General features: G+C 50.7%; 16 protein-coding genes. 5 read left to right on the top strand and 11 right to left on the bottom strand.

Translation table 11 applies throughout. The annotated features are described in order from the left end of the window. Nucleotides 1-997: 997 nt before the first annotated feature. Together IE055_RS01875 and IE055_RS01870 are read right to left on the bottom strand one after the other, a co-directional pair. Nucleotides 998-2,800: an acyl-CoA dehydrogenase C-terminal domain-containing protein gene (locus tag IE055_RS01875; protein WP_189398908.1), complete on the bottom strand. Its 1,803-nt coding sequence runs from the start codon at nucleotides 2,798-2,800 to the stop codon at nucleotides 998-1,000. A 49-nt stretch (nucleotides 2,801-2,849) separates the two neighbouring features. Next, complete coding sequence (locus tag IE055_RS01870; protein ID WP_189398305.1) at nucleotides 2,850-3,623, bottom strand: TetR/AcrR family transcriptional regulator; 774 nt, start codon at nucleotides 3,621-3,623, stop codon at nucleotides 2,850-2,852. 102 nt (nucleotides 3,624-3,725) lie between these two features. Here IE055_RS01870 and IE055_RS01865 point away from each other — a divergent pair, with 102 nt between their 5' ends. Next, nucleotides 3,726-5,030: an NTP/NDP exchange transporter gene (locus IE055_RS01865; protein WP_189398304.1), complete on the top strand. Its 1,305-nt coding sequence runs from the start codon at nucleotides 3,726-3,728 to the stop codon at nucleotides 5,028-5,030. A 12-nt stretch (nucleotides 5,031-5,042) separates the two neighbouring features. On the opposite strand, the gene IE055_RS01860 is transcribed toward IE055_RS01865, so the two are convergent. Next, nucleotides 5,043-6,521 (bottom strand): NAD(P)H-hydrate dehydratase, encoded by a 1,479-nt coding sequence (locus IE055_RS01860; RefSeq protein WP_189398303.1) that lies wholly within the window; start codon nucleotides 6,519-6,521, stop codon nucleotides 5,043-5,045. Between the two features lie 57 nt (nucleotides 6,522-6,578). Here IE055_RS01860 and IE055_RS01855 point away from each other — a divergent pair, with 57 nt between their 5' ends. Continuing rightward, on the top strand, nucleotides 6,579-7,460 hold the full coding sequence (locus tag IE055_RS01855; protein WP_189398302.1) for an alpha/beta hydrolase: 882 nt from the start codon (nucleotides 6,579-6,581) through the stop codon (nucleotides 7,458-7,460). On the opposite strand, the gene IE055_RS01850 is transcribed toward IE055_RS01855, so the two are convergent. From IE055_RS01850 to acnB, 4 genes are all read right to left on the bottom strand, one after another. Then, a complete protein-coding gene (locus IE055_RS01850) occupies nucleotides 7,457-8,452 on the bottom strand; it encodes a cytochrome d ubiquinol oxidase subunit II (RefSeq protein ID WP_189398301.1) in 996 nt (331 codons plus the stop codon). The genes IE055_RS01855 and IE055_RS01850 overlap by 4 nt on opposite strands. A 2-nt stretch (nucleotides 8,453-8,454) precedes the next feature. After that, nucleotides 8,455-9,840 (bottom strand): cytochrome ubiquinol oxidase subunit I, encoded by a 1,386-nt coding sequence (locus IE055_RS01845; protein ID WP_189398300.1) that lies wholly within the window; start codon nucleotides 9,838-9,840, stop codon nucleotides 8,455-8,457. A 140-nt stretch (nucleotides 9,841-9,980) separates the two neighbouring features. Further along, complete coding sequence (locus IE055_RS01840) at nucleotides 9,981-11,069, bottom strand: hypothetical protein (RefSeq protein ID WP_189398299.1); 1,089 nt, start codon at nucleotides 11,067-11,069, stop codon at nucleotides 9,981-9,983. Between the two features lie 203 nt (nucleotides 11,070-11,272). Then, nucleotides 11,273-13,861 carry a bifunctional aconitate hydratase 2/2-methylisocitrate dehydratase gene (gene acnB / locus IE055_RS01835; protein ID WP_189398298.1) on the bottom strand — a complete coding sequence of 863 codons (2,589 nt, stop codon included), beginning with the start codon at nucleotides 13,859-13,861 and terminating at the stop codon, nucleotides 11,273-11,275. A gap of 251 nt (nucleotides 13,862-14,112) precedes the next feature. Between acnB and IE055_RS01830 the strand changes: the two genes are divergently transcribed. The 3 genes from IE055_RS01830 to IE055_RS01820 all read left to right on the top strand — a co-directional run bounded on the left by IE055_RS01830 (nucleotide 14,113) and on the right by IE055_RS01820 (nucleotide 16,631). Next, nucleotides 14,113-15,351, top strand: coding sequence for an HlyC/CorC family transporter (locus tag IE055_RS01830; RefSeq protein ID WP_268244520.1), 1,239 nt, complete (start codon nucleotides 14,113-14,115; stop codon nucleotides 15,349-15,351). Nucleotides 15,352-15,510: 159 nt separating this feature from the next. Continuing rightward, nucleotides 15,511-16,110 (top strand): hypothetical protein, encoded by a 600-nt coding sequence (locus IE055_RS01825; protein ID WP_189398297.1) that lies wholly within the window; start codon nucleotides 15,511-15,513, stop codon nucleotides 16,108-16,110. Nucleotides 16,111-16,139: 29 nt separating this feature from the next. After that, nucleotides 16,140-16,631 carry a hypothetical protein gene (locus tag IE055_RS01820; protein ID WP_229794072.1) on the top strand — a complete coding sequence of 164 codons (492 nt, stop codon included), beginning with the start codon at nucleotides 16,140-16,142 and terminating at the stop codon, nucleotides 16,629-16,631. A gap of 24 nt (nucleotides 16,632-16,655) precedes the next feature. On the opposite strand, the gene tsaB is transcribed toward IE055_RS01820, so the two are convergent. From tsaB to rfbC, 4 genes are read right to left on the bottom strand one after another with little or no spacing between them, the layout of a single operon-like run. Next, nucleotides 16,656-17,336, bottom strand: a complete 681-nt coding sequence (gene tsaB, locus IE055_RS01815; protein WP_189398295.1) for a tRNA (adenosine(37)-N6)-threonylcarbamoyltransferase complex dimerization subunit type 1 TsaB — start codon at nucleotides 17,334-17,336, stop codon at nucleotides 16,656-16,658. After that, on the bottom strand, nucleotides 17,329-19,281 hold the full coding sequence (gene yoaA, locus IE055_RS01810; RefSeq protein ID WP_189398294.1) for a DNA repair helicase YoaA: 1,953 nt from the start codon (nucleotides 19,279-19,281) through the stop codon (nucleotides 17,329-17,331). The genes tsaB and yoaA overlap by 8 nt, the downstream gene beginning before the upstream one ends. 11 nt (nucleotides 19,282-19,292) lie before the next feature. Further along, nucleotides 19,293-20,168 (bottom strand): dTDP-4-dehydrorhamnose reductase, encoded by an 876-nt coding sequence (gene rfbD / locus IE055_RS01805; RefSeq protein ID WP_189398293.1) that lies wholly within the window; start codon nucleotides 20,166-20,168, stop codon nucleotides 19,293-19,295. A 1-nt stretch (nucleotide 20,169) separates the two neighbouring features. Further along, a complete protein-coding gene (gene rfbC / locus IE055_RS01800) occupies nucleotides 20,170-20,718 on the bottom strand; it encodes a dTDP-4-dehydrorhamnose 3,5-epimerase (protein ID WP_189398292.1) in 549 nt (182 codons plus the stop codon). Between the last annotated feature and the right edge of the window lie 62 nt (nucleotides 20,719-20,780).

Below are 20,780 nucleotides of genomic sequence, written 5' to 3'. Positions count from 1 at the left end.
AAGATCAAAGAGCGTGAGCGAACAAATTCGAGCGAACAGAGCCTTACTGGACCATAGAAACATGCGCTCCGAGGGCAGCTTTGTTTACTTAAGCGGCCGCTTATCGTACCAGGTGCTGGCCGAGAAGCGATTCAGCATGTCGTTTATGTGACCTGAAATCAAGACCGGGACTGTGATTCAAGATGCTATAGCAGGAAGCCTCTGGCGTATCCAAAGGCAAGCACATCGTAATCGATCATTGCAAACTAGGCTGTTCAATGAAAACGGTCATTAGTAAGCCATTCGATGTTTGCCATTTGAAGTCCGCCACCCAAAGTGAGGAAGGTTTACGAGATCACGCAACCAACAGAGATTAGGCAGTTTATTCGCTATAAATTAAGTGAGTCACCTGATACAAGGTAGTCCCCCCCGTAAAGACTCGCTGTCGTGACTAGCGGACGTAGCCAGTTCCCTTAAGACTGGATTAATGCCCTAAGTTGTTGAAGGACAGGGTTTCAAAACTCGTTGTTTTTATTCCTCGTACGCGCGAAAGCAGGTCGGTAGGAGACCCGCTCACACTGGAGACTCGCGCACGAACCTGTCTCGTCACGAAATGCTTCTAGCTTAGCTAGGTTGGGGCCCCGGCGATAATATCAAAGGGGTTTTTCTTCACCCCTCCGCAACGGATGCTTACGCACCGTACTCATGATCAACGGCACTGGCATCGTTTGTTTGGCACGTTATGGGCTTTCGCTCGTCCCTGAATCGTCGCCAAACAATATCTGTATCGCAGACGTAGCGCCGATGTATTGGCCTTGTTTATAGGAATAATGATAAAGCCGATCTAGCTGAACAGGGGACCCGAACTGATCACTTTTATCGGTATCACGTCGACTTTTCATGAATATGTTGCGCACCAATTCACCTTACCCATAGTTGGGCTGCACGAAAACCCCAACGCAAACACAAAAAAGCCCGCGTTAAAGCGGGCTTTTTCGAACTGGCCTAATAGGTCAATTTATAGGAACGCAAAGTGTTCTTCATCAATGGCCATCATAGTATCGACGCCATTTTTGATTGCCGCTTCATGCGCCAAAATACGCGGCATGATGCGTTGATAATAAAAGTCTGCCGTTGCAATTTTGGTCTTGTAGAACTCTGGCTCTGAGGCACCATCTTTAATGGCTTTCTCAGCCGCGACGGCGGCTTCCGCCCAGAAGTACGCCACTGTGACGTAGCCAGCAAACATCAAGTAATCAACCGCTGCTGCGTTTACTTCGTCGGTGTTGCTCATGGCAGAGAAACCGACAGAGCGTGTCAGACTTTCCCAAGAGCTAACGTATGACTTCAGCTCTTTGGCAAACTTGTTGCGCTTGTTTTCTTTGATAAACGCTTGTACACGCGCCATTAAAGGCTTCAGTACTTTGCCGCGCGATTGCAGAATCTTACGGCCCAAGAGGTCAAGACCCTGGATACCAGTAGTACCCTCATACAATTGTGAGATACGTGCATCACGGACTTCCTGCTCCATGCCCCACTCTTTAATGAATCCGTGGCCACCTAGAACCTGGATACCATAGTTGGTGGTTTCCAGCGAGGTTTCGGACAAAAAGCCCTTCGCGATCGGTGTCAATACGGCGAGCATGGTTTCTGCTTCTTCGCGCTCTTCGTCTGAGAAATCTGGTGACAAGGTGACATCCACCAGCTGCCCGCAGGCCATATTCAACATGCGACCGCCTTCGGCGAAGGCTTTTTGCGTTAACAGCATACGACGAACGTCTGGGTGACAGATAATCGGGTCAGCTGGCTTGCTCTCATCGACTCGAGGATGCGCACGGAATTGCAAACGGTCGCGGGCATAGGTCAATGCTTTCTGGAACGAGACTTCCGAGTGCGCTTGGCCGTGCATAGCAACGCCCAGACGTGACTCATTGATGAAGGTAAACATTGCGCGCATACCTTTGTGTGGCTCGCTGATCAAATAACCTTTGGCTTCATCAAAGTTCATCACGCACGTTGAGTTGCCGTGGATACCCATTTTCTCTTCGATCGAACCACAGCTAACCGTATTGCGCTCACCCAGTGAGCCATCTTCGTTAACCAAAAACTTAGGAACCAAGAACAAAGAAATACCTTTGATGCCTGCTGGCGCATCTGGCAGGCGTGCCAGTACGATGTGAACGATGTTATCTGCCATATCGTGCTCACCGGACGAGATAAAAATCTTGCTACCGGTAAGCTTATAGGAACCGTCTTCCGTTGCTTCGGCGTCTGGGACGGCGAAGGTTTTAAGAAGACCTAAGTCAGAACCACAATGGGGCTCGGTCAAACACATGGTGCCGGTCCAGTTACCTGCCACCATTGGCGGCATAAAACGCTCTTTCAAATGCTGCGGTGCGTGTGTGTGGACTGTTTTGATGGCACCTGAACTCAAACCGGGATACATACTCCAACTGTGGTTCGAGGCAATCATCATCTCCATCATTACCAGACCAACCGATTCCGGCATATCCTGACCGCCAAACTCAGCCGGACCGCACAATGATGGCCAACCGTTGTCAACAAAGCTCTTGTACGCTTCCTTAAAACCAGTTGGCGTGGTGACTTCGCCGTCCTTGAACGTGCAGCCTTCTTCATCACCAATTTTGTTTAATGGCTCAAGTTCGTTTTCGCAGAATTTGGCCGCTTCTTCGTAAATCGCATCCAGCGTTTCGGGATCCACCGCTTGACCCTTGGTGAATTTGGCATAGTGCTCGGACATACCCAACACTTCATTGGCCACAAACTTAATGTCTTTTAATGGGACTTTGTAATTCATGATAAATGCTCGCTAGAATTTTCAAATTTGATTTCGTTGAATGAACGGCGATTTAACGTCTCGCCAACAGCTTCTTCACCATGTCAGTTACAGCACGGTGATAGTTATTAATTTGCTTCTCTTGCCAAACAGCATCGCCATGCCGCTCGCCCGACAAGCGGTTTTTCCAAGGTTTAAGATACCAATCTTCCATCAATACCACGATGGTGTTGGCCACCATGCGCGCATCGTCTGTAAAGAACTCCCCCTGCAATACTCCGTTTTTGATGTGCTCTTCAAAACTGCGAATACCATCAAGCTCGATTTGCGTCGATGCCTGTTGCTGCTCTTCCGGCAAACTGCGCGTTTCGAAAAACAGAAAGAAATACCAGGGCTGCAATAAGGTGCTGGCATACAAATGAAACCGAATACTCTCTTCAATTTGGGCCCAGTTTGAGCTCACACGTAACGCATGTTGGCGCGTCAACTCGCTCGACAGCCGAACGATATCAGCCACCATTAGGGCGATGTCTTCTTTCTTGCTGATGCAGGAATAGATTGCCCCCATACTCATACCTGTTTGTCGAGACAGGTCTCGCAACGACATGCGGTCGAATCCAGAAACCGACGACACCTCAAAGGTCGCCTTCATGATTTTCTCGAGATTCGCCACAGCAAACCGTGCTTTTTGGGTTTGAACGATGTCACTATTACGTTCAAACAGCTCGGTATACAGCCGCTCCCCTTGGAGTGGAAACGTTTCTCTAAATGCCGCAAAAGAGGATAGCGCGACCGGTGTATCCAGCGTGTCGCGGCTCTCAATGACTTTGGTGGCATTAGTTGACATGGCGGCAGTCTAGCACAAAAAATAGAGCGAACGTTCGTTTTATGTGAAATTCAGCATTTTTTATATGATGTCAGACATTCGTTCATTACCCCTGGTAACACGATGTCGAACATCACCCAACTCCTCAACCGTCTAGTCTCGGTAAAATCGAAAGAAATCAGCGCCTTACTGATTTCCTGCGGGTATTTCTACCTCATTTTGTGCGCCTACTACATCATTCGGCCAATCCGCTCTGAGATGGCAATTGCGAACGGAGTGGTCAATATTCAATGGCTGATGGTAATGACATTTCTGGTCTTAATCGCCATTACGCCGGTATTTGGTTGGGTTACCACGCGTTTTCGTACCCAGCAATTCTTGGCCTACTGCACCCTGTTCTTCGCCAGCCATCTGGTGATCTTTTACTTTCTGTTTAACGTTGATGCGCGCTCTATTTGGGTAACACGCGCATTTTTTGTTTGGGTTAATGTATTCAATATGTTCATTGTCTCGCTGTTCTGGAGCTTTATGAACGATGTTTACAGCCGGGAACAAGCGAGCCGTTTATTCGCGTTTATTGCCGCCGGTGGTACCGCTGGGGCAATTAGCGGCCCCATTATTACCACCTTCCTGGTGACACGCCTTGGGTTGGCACCACTGCTCCTCATTTCCGGCAGCTTACTCTGCGTGTCGGTACTCACGATTAACTGGCTGACAAACTGGCAAAACGACGAGTTCAGCAAAGAACCAACCACGCACACCGTCAAGAATCGCGCGCTTAAAGGCAGCGTTTGGGGCGGCATCACGCTCATACTCCGGAATCAATACTTGCTCGGGATCTGTTTGCTCATTGCACTCTACGCCATCAGCATTACATTTATCGAGATTCAGCAGGCAACCTTAATCGAACGAAACTATGCGGATCCAGAACTGCGTACCCGCCTGTTCTCAAGTGTGGATTTAGCTGCCAATGTATTGGCACTGTTACTGCAGCTGTTCGTCACCGCACACATGATCAAAAAATGGGGATTCCGAGCCACGCTTTTATTTGTGCCACTCGGCATTACCATCGGCTTTGGCGTGATGACAGCCCTTCCAATACTCGGCGTGATGGTCGCAGTGGAAGTCTTTCGTCGCTCCGGCGACTACGCCATCATGAAGCCGACGCGCGAAATGCTGTTCTCGGTGGTCAGCCGCGAGGAAAAATACAAAGCCAAAAACTTTATTGACACCACCATTTTACGCGGCGGAAATATGGCCAGTGCATTCGCATTCTCCGGTGTACGCGCGCTGGGAGTTGGTGCCGTTGGCATCGCCGGAATCAGTTTATTCTTGGGGCTCGCCTGGTGCGCGGTGGCGTTTCTTCTTGGTTCAGAGTATCAACGTCGCACAAGTGAATCATCGACTAAAAAGTCGCAAAATACTTGAGTACTTCCAACATTAGCTCTGCTGGCAACGTACCAGTGTGAGCGGCAGCTGTTGGATAACGTCAGTGGCTATCAACCCGGCTTCGCCGATATCAGATTTTGCAATATCAGCCGCCTTTGCGTGTAGCCACACACCGGCACAGGCCGCATCAAACGGGCGATGTCCCTGCGCAAGCAAGGCGGCAATCACACCGGTCAGCACATCCCCCATCCCAGCGCTGGCCATGCCGGGATTGCCGAGGTTGCAAAGGGCGACTCGGCCGGTTGGATCTGCTATTAAGGTCCCTGCGCCTTTAAGCACGCAGATTGCGCGGTACTTTCGTGCTATTTGAGAGACCGTGCTGAGCCGATTGAGCTGTACTTGCGCGGTGGTTGAATGCAACAGTCGTGCAGCTTCGCCCGGATGCGGGGTTAATACCACCCGTCGATCGGACGGAAACTGCTCATCATGCTCAGCCAGTAAGTTTAAGGCGTCTGCGTCTATCACTAGGTCGTTGATTTGCTGAAGGCTCCACTCAAAAGCATGCCGCCCCCACTCATCTGTACCCAAACCTGGCCCCACGGCTAGAATTTCGCTGGAGGCGATTGCCGGGGACGCGTCGACCTCAATGACGGTACTCATTAGCTCTGGCATCCAATAAGCCGCTTTATCTAGATGTCCTGTGGTACTGGCTAGTGTGACTTTGCCAGCGCCACTTCGCAGCGCTGCACCACCGGCTAAGAGCGTTGCGCCGAACATACCATTGTCTCCACCAACGACCACGACGTGACCGTAAGTCCCTTTATGCGAGTCAGGGCGGCGGGATGGTAGTTTTGGTGGCTGAAGCAGATTAGCGACAGGCGCCACATGACCACGCTCGGCCGGTGTCACATCCAATGTCTCCAGCACTAAGTCGCCTACGTGGTTCACGCCAGCGCCGGTCAACAAGCCCAGTTTATGCGCCAGAAATGTAATGGTCAGATCCGCCGAAAAAATCGGTTCCCGCACCGACCCGGTATCGGCGTCCAGACCGGTTGGCACATCGAGCGCTAACCGAAACGCGTTTTGTTCATTGCTCCATTGCACTAACTCAGCGATCAAACCGCGCGGTGCACCGTTTTGGCCCAGTCCAAGCAAGGCGTCAACGACCACCTCGTAGCACGTTTCGCCACCCATTACCTGATCGACCGGACTCAGTTGACCGCCGGCTTCGCGGTAGCGATTGAACGCTTGCTTAGCCGCTTCAGATTTTGGTGCACTCGCAGCAACACACTGTACTGGCCAGTCGGCGCGCAATGCTTCCAGCGCAACAACGAATCCATCGCCGCCATTATTACCTGGACCACACAAGACAAGCATTGACCGTGCAGTCTCGTCAAATCTCTGTTGCAATAGCGCAAAGGCAGACTCACCGGCCAGCTGCATTAATTCGGCCGATTGCTTTCCGAGGTCGTTAATCAGGTAACGATCTATTGCCTGTACAGCGGTACCAGTGAAAATGTGTGAATCCATACAGTGATACTATCAGTAAGCAAAATACGTACGCTACTCAAAGACGGTCCATACACCATGAAAATATTGACGATTCTTCTTGTCATCATTGCCCTTCTTGCTGCCGGAATAACCTGGGCAGCTCTTGACCGTGATCGTGGCCTAAAGCTGATCAACACTGCCATCGGAGCCGTTAGTAAAGCGCAACCCGTTGCGAACCTTGCATACGGCGATCAGCCTTGGCAACGGTTAGACGTATACCCACAAAACAAACCCGCACCGGTATTGGTATTTATTCACGGTGGTGGCTGGTGGCATGGTAACAAAGACCAGTATTTTTTCGCTGCTGACACCTTCCACCGTTTAGGCTACACGGTCGTAATGCCTGACTACATCAAGCACCCAGACCAGCGCGCTAAATTTCCAAGTTTTATCGAGGATGCCGCGCTGGCGATCGCCTGGGTGAAAGCCAATATCGCGCAATACCAAGGCGATGCCAGCAATATTTTTGTCGCCGGGCACTCCGCCGGCGCACACACAGCCTTAATGTTGGCGACAGACAAGCAGTATCTACAGCGCGCGGGACTCAGCCCCAAAGATCTGCGTGGTGTCGCTGGCATTGCTGGACCCTACAGTTTTACGCCCGACTCAGAAGCAGCCATGGCGGTGTTCGGCCCGGCTGAACGTTATCCCTTAATGGACATTTTTAACTATGTCGATGGCGATGAACCCAGCACCTTACTACTGCACAGCAAGGGGGACGAGCGAGTCGGCCAATACAACCAGGATGGACTGGCTGAGCGCTTAGAGAATGCCGGCGTAGACGTGGAAACGGTGCTGTATGACAACTACTCACATGTCGACATTGTGCTCAAACTCCACCCGTGGTTTACCCGCAACCAAACAGTGGCCGCTGACATTCATCGCTTTTTCACGGCCCGATTAAAAACCGGACGTTAATCGTAACGCAGCTCACTGGCTTTGCCAGAAAATACCTTATAGATAAAGATCGTGTACAGTACGATACATGGCAACGCAATAAGCACGCCGACCAAGGTAAACTTGAGTGCGGAAGGATGAGACGCTGCCTCCCAGATTGTCATTTGGCCGATGATAATGTCGGGAAAAATACTGTATGCCAGACCCAGAGCCGCCATGAGGCACACCACCACCGGACAGGCAAACAAATACATCGGGTTAAGCTCTCTGAGCGCTGTCAGATCGCGTTTCAGGAGCACCACCAGTACAACCATCGCGATCAGGCTGGTGACCGGAATCGGCAATAAGCCAATGAAGTTGGGCAACTGAAACCAGCGTTCGGCAATCACGCTGCTCACCAAGGGTGTCGCGATGGAAACCAAAAACAAGCCCAATGCCATGGGCAACACAGAGGTTCGTGCCCACCCGACGGCTTTCTCAAACAAGGCGCCTTCGGTTTTGATCAACAACCAAGTTGCACCGAGCACGCAGTAAAGCGCGGGCAAGCACACGGCAATTAACACCGCGAACAAGGTATTAATAAATGAACCAGTCAGACCGGTAATGTAAGACCCGAGCATCCAGCCTTGCGCCATGGAAGCAACCAGGGAACCAAGAAAGAAGAAACGGTTCCACATGACCTTTTTATCGTCCCCAGCCTTGACCCGAAAATCAAAGGCAACGCCGCGCAAAATCAATCCGAACAGCATGATAGTCGCAGGCAAGTACAACTTGGTTAGTATAATTCCGTGGGCAGAAGGAAAGGCAATTAGCAGCACGCCAACCCCCATGACAATCCACGTTTCGTTGGCGTCCCAGAATGGCCCGATCGAGGCAATCATCACGTCTTTTTCGGCATCCGAGGCGAACGGCAGCAACAGGCCAACGCCGAGGTCATAGCCGTCAAGAATTACATACAGCAATAAAGACAAACCCATGACAGCGACGAAAATTAAAGGCAAAAATTGGTCCATGTTCACTGCCCTCCGATCGGTTGTTTACTAAATGCCTGGTCTTCAGGATGCCTTCCAGGCAAGCCGTAATTGTGCATGTGCAACAGCGACTGAGCTGGCTTGCTCGACATATAAAACAAAGCACCGATGTAACTGATCAGCAGGAATGTATAGATCACCGAGTAGGCCACTAACGTTGTCAACACCGTACCAGCAGGATGATCCGCAACCACATCGGCAGTTTTGATCAGGCCAGAAACGATCCACGGCTGTCTTCCGATCTCCGTTACATACCAACCCGCCAGCACAGCAACCCAGCCAGAAAACGTCATAGCGAACAAGGCGCGCAAGGTATTCAACCCTAAAGCACCGCGCCGCCAATATTGCCAAACTGCAAGCCAAGAAATCAGCAGCATCAACATGCCCACGCCGACCATAATACGGAATGACCAGAATACCGGCGCCACAGGAGGATGTTCTCCAATAAACTCATTGAGTCCTTTCAGCTCACCATCCCACTCGTGCGTCAGAATCAAACTACCGAGCTTCGGTACTTTAATCGCTGCATGCGTGGTCCTGGCCGTTTCATCGGGAAAACCAAACAGTGTGAGCGCTGCGCCGCGTTCGGTTTCCCATACCGCTTCAATCGCGGCAACTTTAGCCGGTTGGTGCTTCAGCGTATTCAGTCCATGCAAGTCGCCAAGAAAGATCTGTACTGGGATCAATAGAGCGGCAGCAATAACGGCGGTTCGCATTACTCTGGCGGTAGCGGGGCCGTCAACTTTACGCAACGTGCGCCAGGCGCTAACTCCCGCCACCAGGAACGAAGCGGTGAGTAAGCACGCCACCATCATGTGCGCGAAACGATACGGAAACGACGGGTTGAAAATGACTGCCAGCCAACTCTCTACGATCATCGCGTCGCCATCATAAGTATACCCGGTCGGGGTCTGCATCCACGAATTCAAACTGAGAATCCAGAACGCAGACAACGTCGTGCCTAACGCCACGACAATGGTAGAAATCAGGTGCAAGCGATTCGAAACCCGGCTCTTGCCGAACAACATAATGCCTAAAAAAGATGCTTCCAAGAAGAAGGCAGTGAGGACTTCATAACCAAGGAGTGGACCAGCAATATTGCCGGCCTGTTCCATAAATCCTGGCCAGTTCGTCCCGAACTGAAAGCTCATGACAATCCCGGTCACGACACCCAATGCGAACGTCAGTGCGAAGACTTTGACCCAGAAGGTATAAATAAAATCCCAATGTGGATCTCGCGTCAGAGTATAGCGAACACGAAAGTATATTATGAAGTAAGCGAGCCCGATGGTGATGGTCGGGAACAGAATGTGGAAGCTGATGTTCAGCGCAAACTGAATGCGCGACAGCAGGACAGGATCAAGCTCCATAGCAAACTCCGGTGTTTAACTCAGAATCAGTATAGAGCACGATGAGCAGGCTTACGATGAAGAAAAGCCATGCTCATCATAGACAACGGTTATCTACCGCGCAAAGTGGATACACTCAGCGACCCGTGTAACGTATCCCCCTATTCGTTGTCACCAAATAGCAATAAATTGATCGCAGGTGACACATTAGGCGGATTACACACGCTGCGTGGGGTAGGTAATGGCGGCCGTAAATCTAAATAGCTAGGCGCAGTCGTCGAAGATGCACTAAAAGTCGCTGTGAAACTTGCCGTGTTGCCAGCACAGGAGTCGTTACCGCTTGCGCTGCCAGACGCTGTTTTACCACTAACATTCCCGATTACGTCGATGTCGACAATACAGATACCAGCGTTTCCGATATCAAATGTAAATCTGCCGCTAAAGTTACCGTTTTGACCAACTTGCGAGATAAAAAACTCATCATCGACACGGAATGCCACAGACCGCGTGTCGCTGACTTCAATCGTTACATTTTCTCGAAACTCCGCTGTCTGGTTCGTGCTACCTGTCACAACTAATTGGCCTATCGCTTCTCCACGATAAACATGAGTATTGATCACCTCGGCTGGCGGCTCAGGTTCAACGCACTCTTCTACAGGCTCCACCGGCTCGCCACCCGTGATTGGGTGGCCATTAGGTCGTCGTGGTACCTCTTCGAAATTGGCATTGTCCGTTGGACCGACTCCCCATCGATATAACGCCACGTTACTGCGCTCACGGACATTAACGTTATCCAGGTTGAAACGTGCCATGCCACTGGTCATGAAACCGTAGACTTCGCCCTCAGCCGGGTGCCACTCGACCCCCGGTCCAGAGAACGGCATGCGTTTCATCTGGCGTCCCCTCACAGCTTCAACGTTCTTGTCTATCTGACCAAAACGCATATATTCAAAGGTAGTCGCATACCATCGACCTTTGAATTTAATAAACATCCACAATGAGCGGTTGCAGCAATTATTGTTTAAGGTGGTGTGAAAGCGTGCTGGCCACACCGTTCGCTTTGTGTCATTAACACTCAAACGAGATCCACGCACATCGACAGTAATACGCGACGTCTGGGCCCATCCGGAAATATCCGGGTCGATCCAGGTGACATCTGAGAAATCATTTGGAAATCCAGCATAAGCAGATTTCGGTAGAGTCAGGCACAACAACAGTCCGGTAGCGAGAACGAACAAGAATTTTTTCATAGTATCTCCGTACTTTTAAAGCATCTAATCCAACACGAAAACGGAACGGGTAGCTCGTGAGTGATGATGCAGATTGGTTATATCACAGAGATTTCCTGAACACACACGAGCAATTATCGTCAGCAACGATTTTCTAGACGATTGACAAAAAAAGCCCCGTATTTTGGTACGGGGCTTCTAAATGGTAATGTTTGTGAGTGTGGTTACACGTCCAAAACCACCTCATCTGCTATTTTTTGATACGCGGGCAGTTGATTGAAATTCAAATACTTATAGATATCTTCTGAGACCATATCGAGGTTTTTCGCGATATCCAGATACTCGGTCACGGTTGGCAAGCGGCCCTTGACCGCGGCAACGGCTGCCAACTCGGCTGAGGCCAAGTACACGTTCGCACCATCGCCTAAACGGTTCGGGAAATTACGTGTGGAGGTCGATACCACGGTCGAACCGGCAGCCACGCGTGCCTGGTTACCCATACAGAGTGAACAACCCGGCATTTCTGTTCGCGCACCAGCTTTGCCGAAGGTCGCATAGTGCCCTTCGGCAGTCAGTTGCGCTTCGTCCATTTTGGTGGGGGGCACGATCCAAGTGCGCGTTGGTACAGGCTCACCCATCTCATCAAACAGCTTGGCCGCAGCGCGGAAATGGCCGATGTTCGTCATGCAACTACCAATAAACACTTCGTCGACACCAACTTCACCGGCAGCTAAGACATCAGACAGTGTTTTGGCATCATCCGGATCATTTGGACAACACAGAATTGGCTCCTTAATTTCATCCAGATTAATCTCAATGACTTCGGTGTATTCAGCGTCCGCATCCGCTTCCATCAATTGTGGATCTTCCAGCCACTTTTGCATGTCCATAATACGTCGTGCAATCGTGCGCTTGTCACCATAGCCTTCCGCAATCATCCACTTCAGCATGGTGATATTGGAGTTGATGTACTCAATGATCGGCTCTTTGTTCAGCTTGATGGTACAACCACCTGCCGAACGTTCAGCGGACGCGTCCGCAATCTCAAACGCTTGCTCCACCTTCAAGTCAGGTAAGCCTTCGATTTCCAAAATCCGGCCAGAGAAAATGTTCTTCTTGCCTTCTTTCTCAACGGTCAGATGACCTTGTTTGATGGCATACAGGGGAATCGCATGCACCAGATCGCGCAGTGTGATGCCAGGCTGCATCTTGCCCTTGAAACGCACCAGCACAGACTCTGGCATATCCAGTGGCATCACGCCGGTTGCCGCAGCAAACGCCACTAGGCCCGAGCCCGCTGGGAAGGAAATTCCAATCGGAAAACGCGTGTGCGAATCACCACCAGTGCCGACGGTGTCTGGCAACAACATGCGGTTCAACCATGAGTGGATAATACCGTCGCCCGGTTTTAAAGACACGCCGCCACGGTTCATAATGAAATCTGGCAATTGTGCGTGTGTCGTCACATCTACCGGCTTTGGATACGCGGCGGTGTGACAGAAAGACTGCATCACCAGATCCGCGGAGAACCCTAGACAAGCGAGGTCTTTTAACTCGTCACGCGTCATCGGCCCAGTCGTGTCCTGCGATCCGACAGTGGTCATTTTAGGTTCACAGTACTGCCCAGGTCGTACGCCTTCGAGACCACACGCCTTGCCCACCATTTTTTGTGCCAAGGTGTAGCCTTTACCAGAATCGGTCACTGGCTCTGGTTGACGGAACAGGTCAGATGGAGGCAGCCCCAGAGACTCGCGCGCGCGCGCAGTCAAACCACGTCCGATAATCAGTGGAATACGACCGCCCGCTCGAACCTCATCCAACAGCACCTGTGTCTTCAGTTTAAAGGTCGAAATAACCTCGTCGGTACCGTGGCGCTTCACCACACCTTCGTAAGGGTAGACGTCGATTACGTCACCCATCTCCATTTTGGAGACATCCATCTCGATTGGCAAGGCACCCGAATCTTCCATCGTGTTATAGAAGATCGGTGCGATTTTGTTACCAAAGCAATAACCGCCATCACGCTTGTTAGGGATATAAGGAATATCATCGCCCATGGTCCACAACACGGAATTGGTTGCAGACTTACGTGATGAACCAGTCCCCACTACGTCACCGACGTATGCTACTGGGTGACCTTTCGCCTTGAGTTCTTCGATCTTGCCCAGCGGATCACCATTAACCTCAAAACCATCACGAGGCATTTTCAGCATGGCTAAAGCGTGCAACGGAATGTCTGGGCGTGACCATGCGTCTGGGGCCGGTGACAAATCATCGGTATTCGTCTCACCAGGCACCATAAAAACGGTAACGGTAATTTTCTCGGCCACTTCGTCTTTGGCAGTGAACCATTCGGCATCGGCCCAAGATTGCACTACTTTTGTTGCGTACTCATTGCCAGCGTCGGCTTTTTCTTTCACATCGTAGAACGCATCAAACATCAGCAAAGTGTGTGACAACGCGGTCGCGGCTTCGTCGGCCAGTTTCGGGTTATCCAGCGCCTTAATCAGTGGTTCAATATTGTAACCACCCAGCATCGTACCCAAAATCTCCACCGCACGCTCATCTGAGATCAATGGTGAACTTACGTCACCTTGTGCGACAGCGGCAAGAAAACTGGCTTTCACATAGGCAGCTTGGTCCACGCCGGCGGGAATGCGTTGAGTGAACAATTCCATCAAGAACGCTTCTTCGCCGGCTGGCGGGTTCTTAAGCAGCTCGATCAAATCGGCAACTTGATTGGCGTCCAATGGCAAGGGTACGATACCCATCTCTGCACGTTCAGCGACATGCGCACGGTAGGCTTCTAACACAATAAATCCTCGGCTTGTTAGCTTTTGAAAAGGCGGGTCGTTAAACGCTTGCGTGGCAGCGACCCCTAGATACTTTGCGCGTCAGACTTCAAGTTCAGCCTGTGCGCGACGCGGGCTGGATTTTACTATACACACAAGGAAACTTGAAGTGATACAATGGTCGTACCCGGCCGGTTTCGGATAATCTTGACTATCAAAAGTGTGAATACGCATTGAACGACGTACCTATAGGGATATTATTCCTAGCGCTAGTGCTGCTGATACTTCTATCAGCTTTTTTTTCCTCATCCGAAACGGCCATGATGGCGGTCAACCGCTATCGCATAAAAACCCTGGCTGATCAGGGCAATCGAAGTGCCAAACTGGTACTCAACTTGCTTAGCTCACCTGATCGCTTGCTCGGTACAATCCTATTCGGCAACAACGTGGCCAATATTGCGGCCTCAACCCTAGCAACCGTGGTTGGCTTGAGATTGTTTGGCGATGTCGGCCTTGCATACGCACCAATGATTTTGGTGTTTGTGGTTCTTATTTTTGCCGAAGTTGCACCTAAAACTCTGGCCGCGGTAAACCCTGAGCGCATCGCCTACCCTGCCGCTTGGGTACTGGCAGGCTTACAAATCTTACTGTCGCCATTTGTCTGGTCGGTTAAGATTTTCTCTAATGGCTTACTCAATCTGCTTGGGGTACACGTCACGGCTCAAACAAACGCTTTGAATAGCGAAGAATTGCGCGCCGCGGTCTACGAGTCCAGCGAAAAGATCGACGTTTCACACCAAGAAATGCTCCTCCGCATCCTCGAAATGGAGAAAGTCACGGTCGAAGACGTCATGATTCCACGAGCCGATATGGAAGCCATTGACCTAGAAGACGACTGGGACGATATCGTGGAGCAGCTCGCCACATCACACCACACGCGTGTGCCAGTATTCCAGGGTTCAATGGACAATATGATCGGAATTGCACACATCCGTAAAATGTTTTATCTCACGCACATGGCGGAGTTTAACCGCGAAACAATGTTGTCGATGATTCGTGAACCTTACTTTATTCCCGAAAACACTTCGGTCACACACGCGTTAACCAACCTCCAAGAACAACGACGCCGATTTGGTATTGTGGTCGACGAATATGGCGATATTAAGGGTTTGGTGACCCTAGAAATGATCCTAGAAGAGGTCGTCGGCGACTTTACGACCGTCGTACCGGGCATGGACGACGACATTACAGGCGAACCAGATGGCTCATTCCTCGTACGGGGCAGCACCTACTTGCGAGATATAAACCGCCAGCTCGACTGGCAACTACCAACTGACACCGTTAAAACAGTGAACGGGCTTATTACCGAGTATTTAGAAGACATTCCTGTTGCCAGCACCTGTTTTAAACTGGGTGACTACACGGTAGAAATCGTGCAAACTCGCGATACGTCGGTGCATGTAGCACGACTAAAACGACTCAATACAACGATTTTAGCTGGCGAGGAATGATAACCTACGATTGCAACACCCTTGTAATAGACATTTGACGCCGAATCACCAATAATCATAAATCATTGAAAAACCTTTCAGAGCGCTTGCCCATCCCCGCTCTTTTAATATATATTTCTAGAAATAACAAATACATATATACGATACTGAATCCATCTTATGAAAAATTTAGCCCTTACCCTAGCTATGGCTGTGCTTTTGGCCGCATGCAGCAGTGGTTCCACTGTATCGCCCTTACCGTCAACTGTGAACAGCCAGTTCTCGGGCACATTCAAAAATCAAAACAATACACAAAACGGCGAGATCCGTTTTGATATTGCGGAAGATGAAGGTGGCAACATTGTTGGGAACATGATCGTGACCAACAACACCAACATTCGTTGTATTGCCAACGGCACCTTGGCGGGGAGCAGCAACGGATTCAATATCTCATTGATTACGACCCAGACTCGTTCACGCTTTCTAGTGATTACCGAACGTGAGCAAATCGTTGGCACAGATGATAACGGGGAGCCGATTATCGAAACGACTTCATCTGAAGTCTACCGAGATTCTGGCAGTGAAGGTGTACGCGACTCCATCGACAGTCGTGGACTCCGAACCACAATTAGCACCACGCGTGAAGATGTGACCGGAGACATCAACATTCAGCTAGCCATCAGTAACAACGGAAATACTATTTCTGGCACCTACGTGGCCGATGCAAGCTTATGCAGCAACTCAACCGGCACAGGCGACATGACCCTGAACCGAATTTAATGACGACTGCGCGGTAGCCAGCTTACTTTATGGATACCACTCGTCTTAAACTCCAATTGAAGGCCATCATAGCTATGATGGCCTTTTTGGTTTCTGGCGCAGCGATCTCGCAAGACATCGCAACTGAACCTTCCGACGTAAAACCCGATCAGCAGTTGTACTTTACGTTGCCAGACGAACACGCCTTTCCGCAAGCCGACGCGATCGAAAACTTTGATTGCAGCGACAAGATTTACAGTGTGATCACGCTGTCTAATTTTCCGAAAGGCAAATTCCATATTGCGTTCATTTGGACCGACCCAGCCGGGACGGATCGCGAACGCACCGAATACCCATTCTATGTTCGCGAAGACGAAGAGAAACTCTGGGCCTGGTTGCAATTGTCGCGTGCCACCGGTGCCGGCATGCTGCAATGGATCAATCCAGCGGCAGGACTCGAAGAGTTTATCGGCCCGTGGCACGTCACGGTTGAAGTAGACGGCAAAAAAGTGGCCAGCGGCAGTTTCGACGTCAGCTGCTAGTATTTTCAGCTTCGTTGCTGAAGCTTACTTTTCCCCAGCCTTCCTGGCCACATTATCACGGACGTACACCGGCACAAATTGAGCCGCATCAACCAATTCACCAGCGATAAATTTGGTATGCGCCAATTTCAATAGTCTGGCGGCGGTCGGATATAAATGCGATTCACTCATGTCAGCTACAGACACACCCATGGCTTCAAATTGATTGGCGTGCGCTGCCCAGCCATTGCCGACCAGACACCAGGTCGCATCCACGCCCGTCACTTGAGGTTCAGAAACCTGCGCGGGACCAAGATACTCTAAACCGTCTTCTGCGACATTGTAGTCCCGCCAATAAATTTCACCCATTCGCGCATCTATTCCGGCTTTTACTCGACCCAATATTTCAGCTTGTAGTGCCAACGCATCCAAACTCGACACGCCGATCATTGGACATTGCGCACCATAGGCTAGGCCTTGCGCCACACCGATACCAATTCGTAAACCAGTAAACGAACCTGGCCCCTCGCTCACAGCGACGGCGTCGAGTTCAGACACGGATATCCCGGCGTCGCCCAGCACCGCCTCAACCAGAGACAACACGACGCGAGAGTGCACGTTCTGCCCGATCTCTTGACGCTGATAAACGGCACTACCGGAGTTTACCGCAACACTGCAATTGGCCGTAGCGGTTTCAATTGCCAAGATTCTGGTGGACTCAGGCATCGGGGGTTTCCTCGGATTCGACCGCTAGGCGGACTAAAAACTGCGCCACTTTTGCTTCATTGTTGGTGCGCCGCATACGCGGCAAACTGTTTAGGAACAATCGACCGTAGTTGGTGGTTCGCAATCGGGGATCACAGATCACCAGCACGCCCTTGTCGTGACTACTACGAATCAAACGACCTGCACCTTGGCGCAAGGTAATAACAGCCCGCGGCACCTGGTAATTCATAAATGGGTTACCACCATCGTCCTGCATGGCTTTAAGACGCGCTTTAATAACCGGATCAAACGGCGACTCGAAGGGTAATTTATCGATAATAACGCAACGCAGGGCATGACCCGGCACATCCACACCTTCCCAAAAGCTCATGGTACCGAGCAATACGGATCTGGGCTTGGCAACGAACTCTCGCAGTAATTCACGTTTATTTGTATCACCCTGAACTAAGACATTGAAGCCCCGGTCTTCGAGCATTTCAGCGAAACCTTGCATGATTTTAAAACTGGTGAATAACACGAACGCCGCACCTTGGCTGGCCTCAAGAATTGGCAGCGCACGCGTAAAAAGCACTTCGGCAAACGTGTCATCTTTCGGCGCAGGCATACCTTCAGGCACATACAACACGGCTTGATTGAAATAGTCGAACGGGCTGCCCCAAGTTCGATCCTCAGCCTCGCCAGGCAAACCCGTCAATTGCTTAAAGTGTGTGAAATTACCATCCACGGACAATGTTGCAGAGGTAAAAACCCGCGCTTGCTGCTGATTCCCAAAATATCGAGCTAGTTCGCTGCCAATATTTAACGGTGTTTCATGGATCCTGAATGTACGGCGCGCGATTTCAACCCAACGCACAGTTTCATCGCTGTCGCTCTCCTGCGCTAAGACCTGACACGCCTCGGCCAGCTCACTGGCTCGCTCGTAGCAGCGGGTGAGCGCTTCACCAGCCATGGAGGCCTCCTCCAGCACATCACGAAACTCAGACAGCTTATCCGCCAACGTTTCGAGTTTCTTGGGCAGGTTTGGAATCTCATCCAACAAATCGATCCACGCGACACGCCGCTCGTTTAACCCTAGCGCTAGCCGATAATCAGCGGTCAATTTATCTAACTCATCGGCACAGGGAATTAAAGATCGAATTAGACTCTTCTCCCTTAACTCGGCGGCTCGAGTGTCATTGGCCAATTCCATGATTTGCCAAGAACTGAAACTACTGCCGAGAAAATTGGAAGCGATATCGGGAATTTGATGCGCTTCATCAAATATCACCGTATCCACTTCAGGTAGCAGAGCACCGAACCCATCGTTTTTGAGTGCTTTATCAGCAAAGAATAAGTGATGATTGACGACCACAATGTCACTGGTCAAGGCAGCCTTGCGGGCTTTGTTGACAAAACAATCTTCGAAATAACTACATTCCTGACCGATACAATTGTCGACGGTTGAGGTGACCTGCGGCCAAATACGCGAGTCCTCAGGCACCTCGGTTAAGTTGCCAACGTCGCCATCCTTGGATCGACTGCCCCACTGATAGATCGCTTCGAGTTCGGCCGCTTGGACTTTATCCAGACGACGAGGGCCACCACGAGTCAACGATAGACGGTGTAGACACAGGTAGTTGCTGCGACCTTTGAGGAGCGACACTTTGACGTGCAAAGCCAAAGTTTTGATAACGAGCGGGATGTCGCGGTGGAATAGTTGCTCCTGCAGATGTTTGGTCCCAGTCGACAACAAGGTCTTCTTGCCCGACAACAAAGCCGGCACTAGGTAAGCAAATGTTTTACCGGTACCAGTGCCAGACTCCGCCAACAAGGTCTGTTTGTTTTCAATTACGTGTTCAATGGCCTCGGCCATTTCCACCTGCGATGGGCGTGACTGAAAGTTAGCGACGCTGCGAGAAAACGCGCCCGCTTCTCCGAGAATATGCGCAATACTGTCGGAGTCCATACGCTACAAAATCAAAGCGACTTAGATTCAGCAGCGCACTGTGCTAACGCGGTGCCCCAATGTGGCAGTGCAATGCCGAAAACCGACTTCAACTTGTTGCCATCAAGGACAGAAAACGCCGGACGTTTGGCCGGCGTCGGGTAATCGGCCGTGGCAATTGGGTTAACCGTGACATTCGTGACCTCATTTTCGACAAAAATGGCCCGCGCAAACTCACACCAAGACGTTTGACCAGCACACGTAAAATGGTAAATACCCGATTGTTCCTTCCGCAAACCACCTTGCTCCAGAATAATGTCGACCAAACGCTTTGTGGCCTCGGCAATGCTGCCCGCGTAGGTTGGCGCACCGATTTGATCAGCCACCACTGACAGTTCATCGCGTGACTCGGCCAAACTTAACATCGTGCGGTAAAAATTTTTGCCATGATTTGAATAAACCCAGGCCGTACGCAAGATCAGCGCAGGGGCGCCCGATTCAAGCACGGCTTTTTCGCCTGCCAGCTTACTTGCGCCATACACACCGGTCGGGCCAGGCACGTCAGTTTCTTTATATGGCTTGTCCGCATCGCCAGGGAATACATAATCGGTAGAGAAATGAATCAGCGGCACCTGATGCCTGGCCGCGTACTGCGCAATCTCAGCAACTGCATCGCGGTTAATGGCGTAGGCGAGTTCAGTTTCCGATTCAGCCAAATCCACTGCCGTATAGGCCGCAGGGTTGATAATCAAATCCGGCGCCAGTGCCGCAAGCGATTCCTGAACTTGATCTACTTTGCTCAGATCCAGTATCTCGCGATTGGCCACTTGCAATGAGTCTGCTGGCAAAACACCTTGCAAATAAGTACTCACTTGCCCGTTCTGACCAATTAAGAGAATTTTTTTCATGCTAATCTGCCACCGTCAGCGACGGTAGATCAGCAAGTCGCTGACCCAGCTCATCTTTGGCTGACAAAATCGGAGAGTCTACCGGCCAGTTAATACCGATATCCGGATCATTCCATAATACACTGCCCTCCTGGCTGGGCGCATATAAATCGGTACACTTGTAGACCACTTCTGCGGTGTCGCTGGTCACCACAAAACCATGCGCAAAACCGGGCGGCACATACAATTGCTGTTTATTTTCATCATTCAGGTAATAACCAACCCACTTACCAAAGGTTGGTGAACCAGCTCGAATATCAACGGCCACATCAAAGATCTCGCCCTGCACTGTTCGCACCAGCTTACCTTGCCATTGTGGATACTGGTAATGCAGGCCGCGTAAAACACCCCTGGTGGACTTGGAGTGGTTGTCCTGAACAAATTCAGCCGGCAACCCCAGTTCAATAGCGACCTCCCGGTTGTAGGTTTCCATAAAAAAACCACGGTCGTCACCAAATACGTTTGGCGTCACCAACAGGACACCGTCGAGCTCGGTTTGTTCTACTTTCATTGTTGATTATCCGGAAATACGCAAAGGTGCGATTGTACCCTTTGCTGCCAGTGATGAGAACC

This window comes from Arenicella chitinivorans (assembly GCF_014651515.1).
Lineage (GTDB): Bacteria > Pseudomonadota > Gammaproteobacteria > Arenicellales > Arenicellaceae > Arenicella > Arenicella chitinivorans.
This window is presented reverse-complemented; position numbering and strand designations above follow the sequence as displayed.

Bases quoted from the DNA above. Each gene is read 5' to 3' on its own strand.
- IE055_RS01870 (WP_189398305.1), bottom strand. From the start codon at position 3,623: ATGTCAACTAATGCCACCAAAGTCATTGAGAGCCGCGACACGCTGGAT.
- IE055_RS01865 (WP_189398304.1), top strand. From the start codon at position 3,726: ATGTCGAACATCACCCAACTCCTCAACCGTCTAGTCTCGGTAAAATCG.
- IE055_RS01860 (WP_189398303.1), bottom strand. From the start codon at position 6,521: ATGGATTCACACATTTTCACTGGTACCGCTGTACAGGCAATAGATCGT.
- IE055_RS01855 (WP_189398302.1), top strand. From the start codon at position 6,579: ATGAAAATATTGACGATTCTTCTTGTCATCATTGCCCTTCTTGCTGCC.
- IE055_RS01850 (WP_189398301.1), bottom strand. From the start codon at position 8,452: ATGGACCAATTTTTGCCTTTAATTTTCGTCGCTGTCATGGGTTTGTCT.
- IE055_RS01845 (WP_189398300.1), bottom strand. From the start codon at position 9,840: ATGGAGCTTGATCCTGTCCTGCTGTCGCGCATTCAGTTTGCGCTGAAC.
- IE055_RS01840 (WP_189398299.1), bottom strand. From the start codon at position 11,069: ATGAAAAAATTCTTGTTCGTTCTCGCTACCGGACTGTTGTTGTGCCTG.
- IE055_RS01825 (WP_189398297.1), top strand. From the start codon at position 15,511: ATGAAAAATTTAGCCCTTACCCTAGCTATGGCTGTGCTTTTGGCCGCA.
- IE055_RS01820 (WP_229794072.1), top strand. From the start codon at position 16,140: ATGGATACCACTCGTCTTAAACTCCAATTGAAGGCCATCATAGCTATG.
- tsaB (WP_189398295.1), bottom strand. From the start codon at position 17,336: ATGCCTGAGTCCACCAGAATCTTGGCAATTGAAACCGCTACGGCCAAT.
- yoaA (WP_189398294.1), bottom strand. From the start codon at position 19,281: ATGGACTCCGACAGTATTGCGCATATTCTCGGAGAAGCGGGCGCGTTT.
- rfbD (WP_189398293.1), bottom strand. From the start codon at position 20,168: ATGAAAAAAATTCTCTTAATTGGTCAGAACGGGCAAGTGAGTACTTAT.
- rfbC (WP_189398292.1), bottom strand. From the start codon at position 20,718: ATGAAAGTAGAACAAACCGAGCTCGACGGTGTCCTGTTGGTGACGCCA.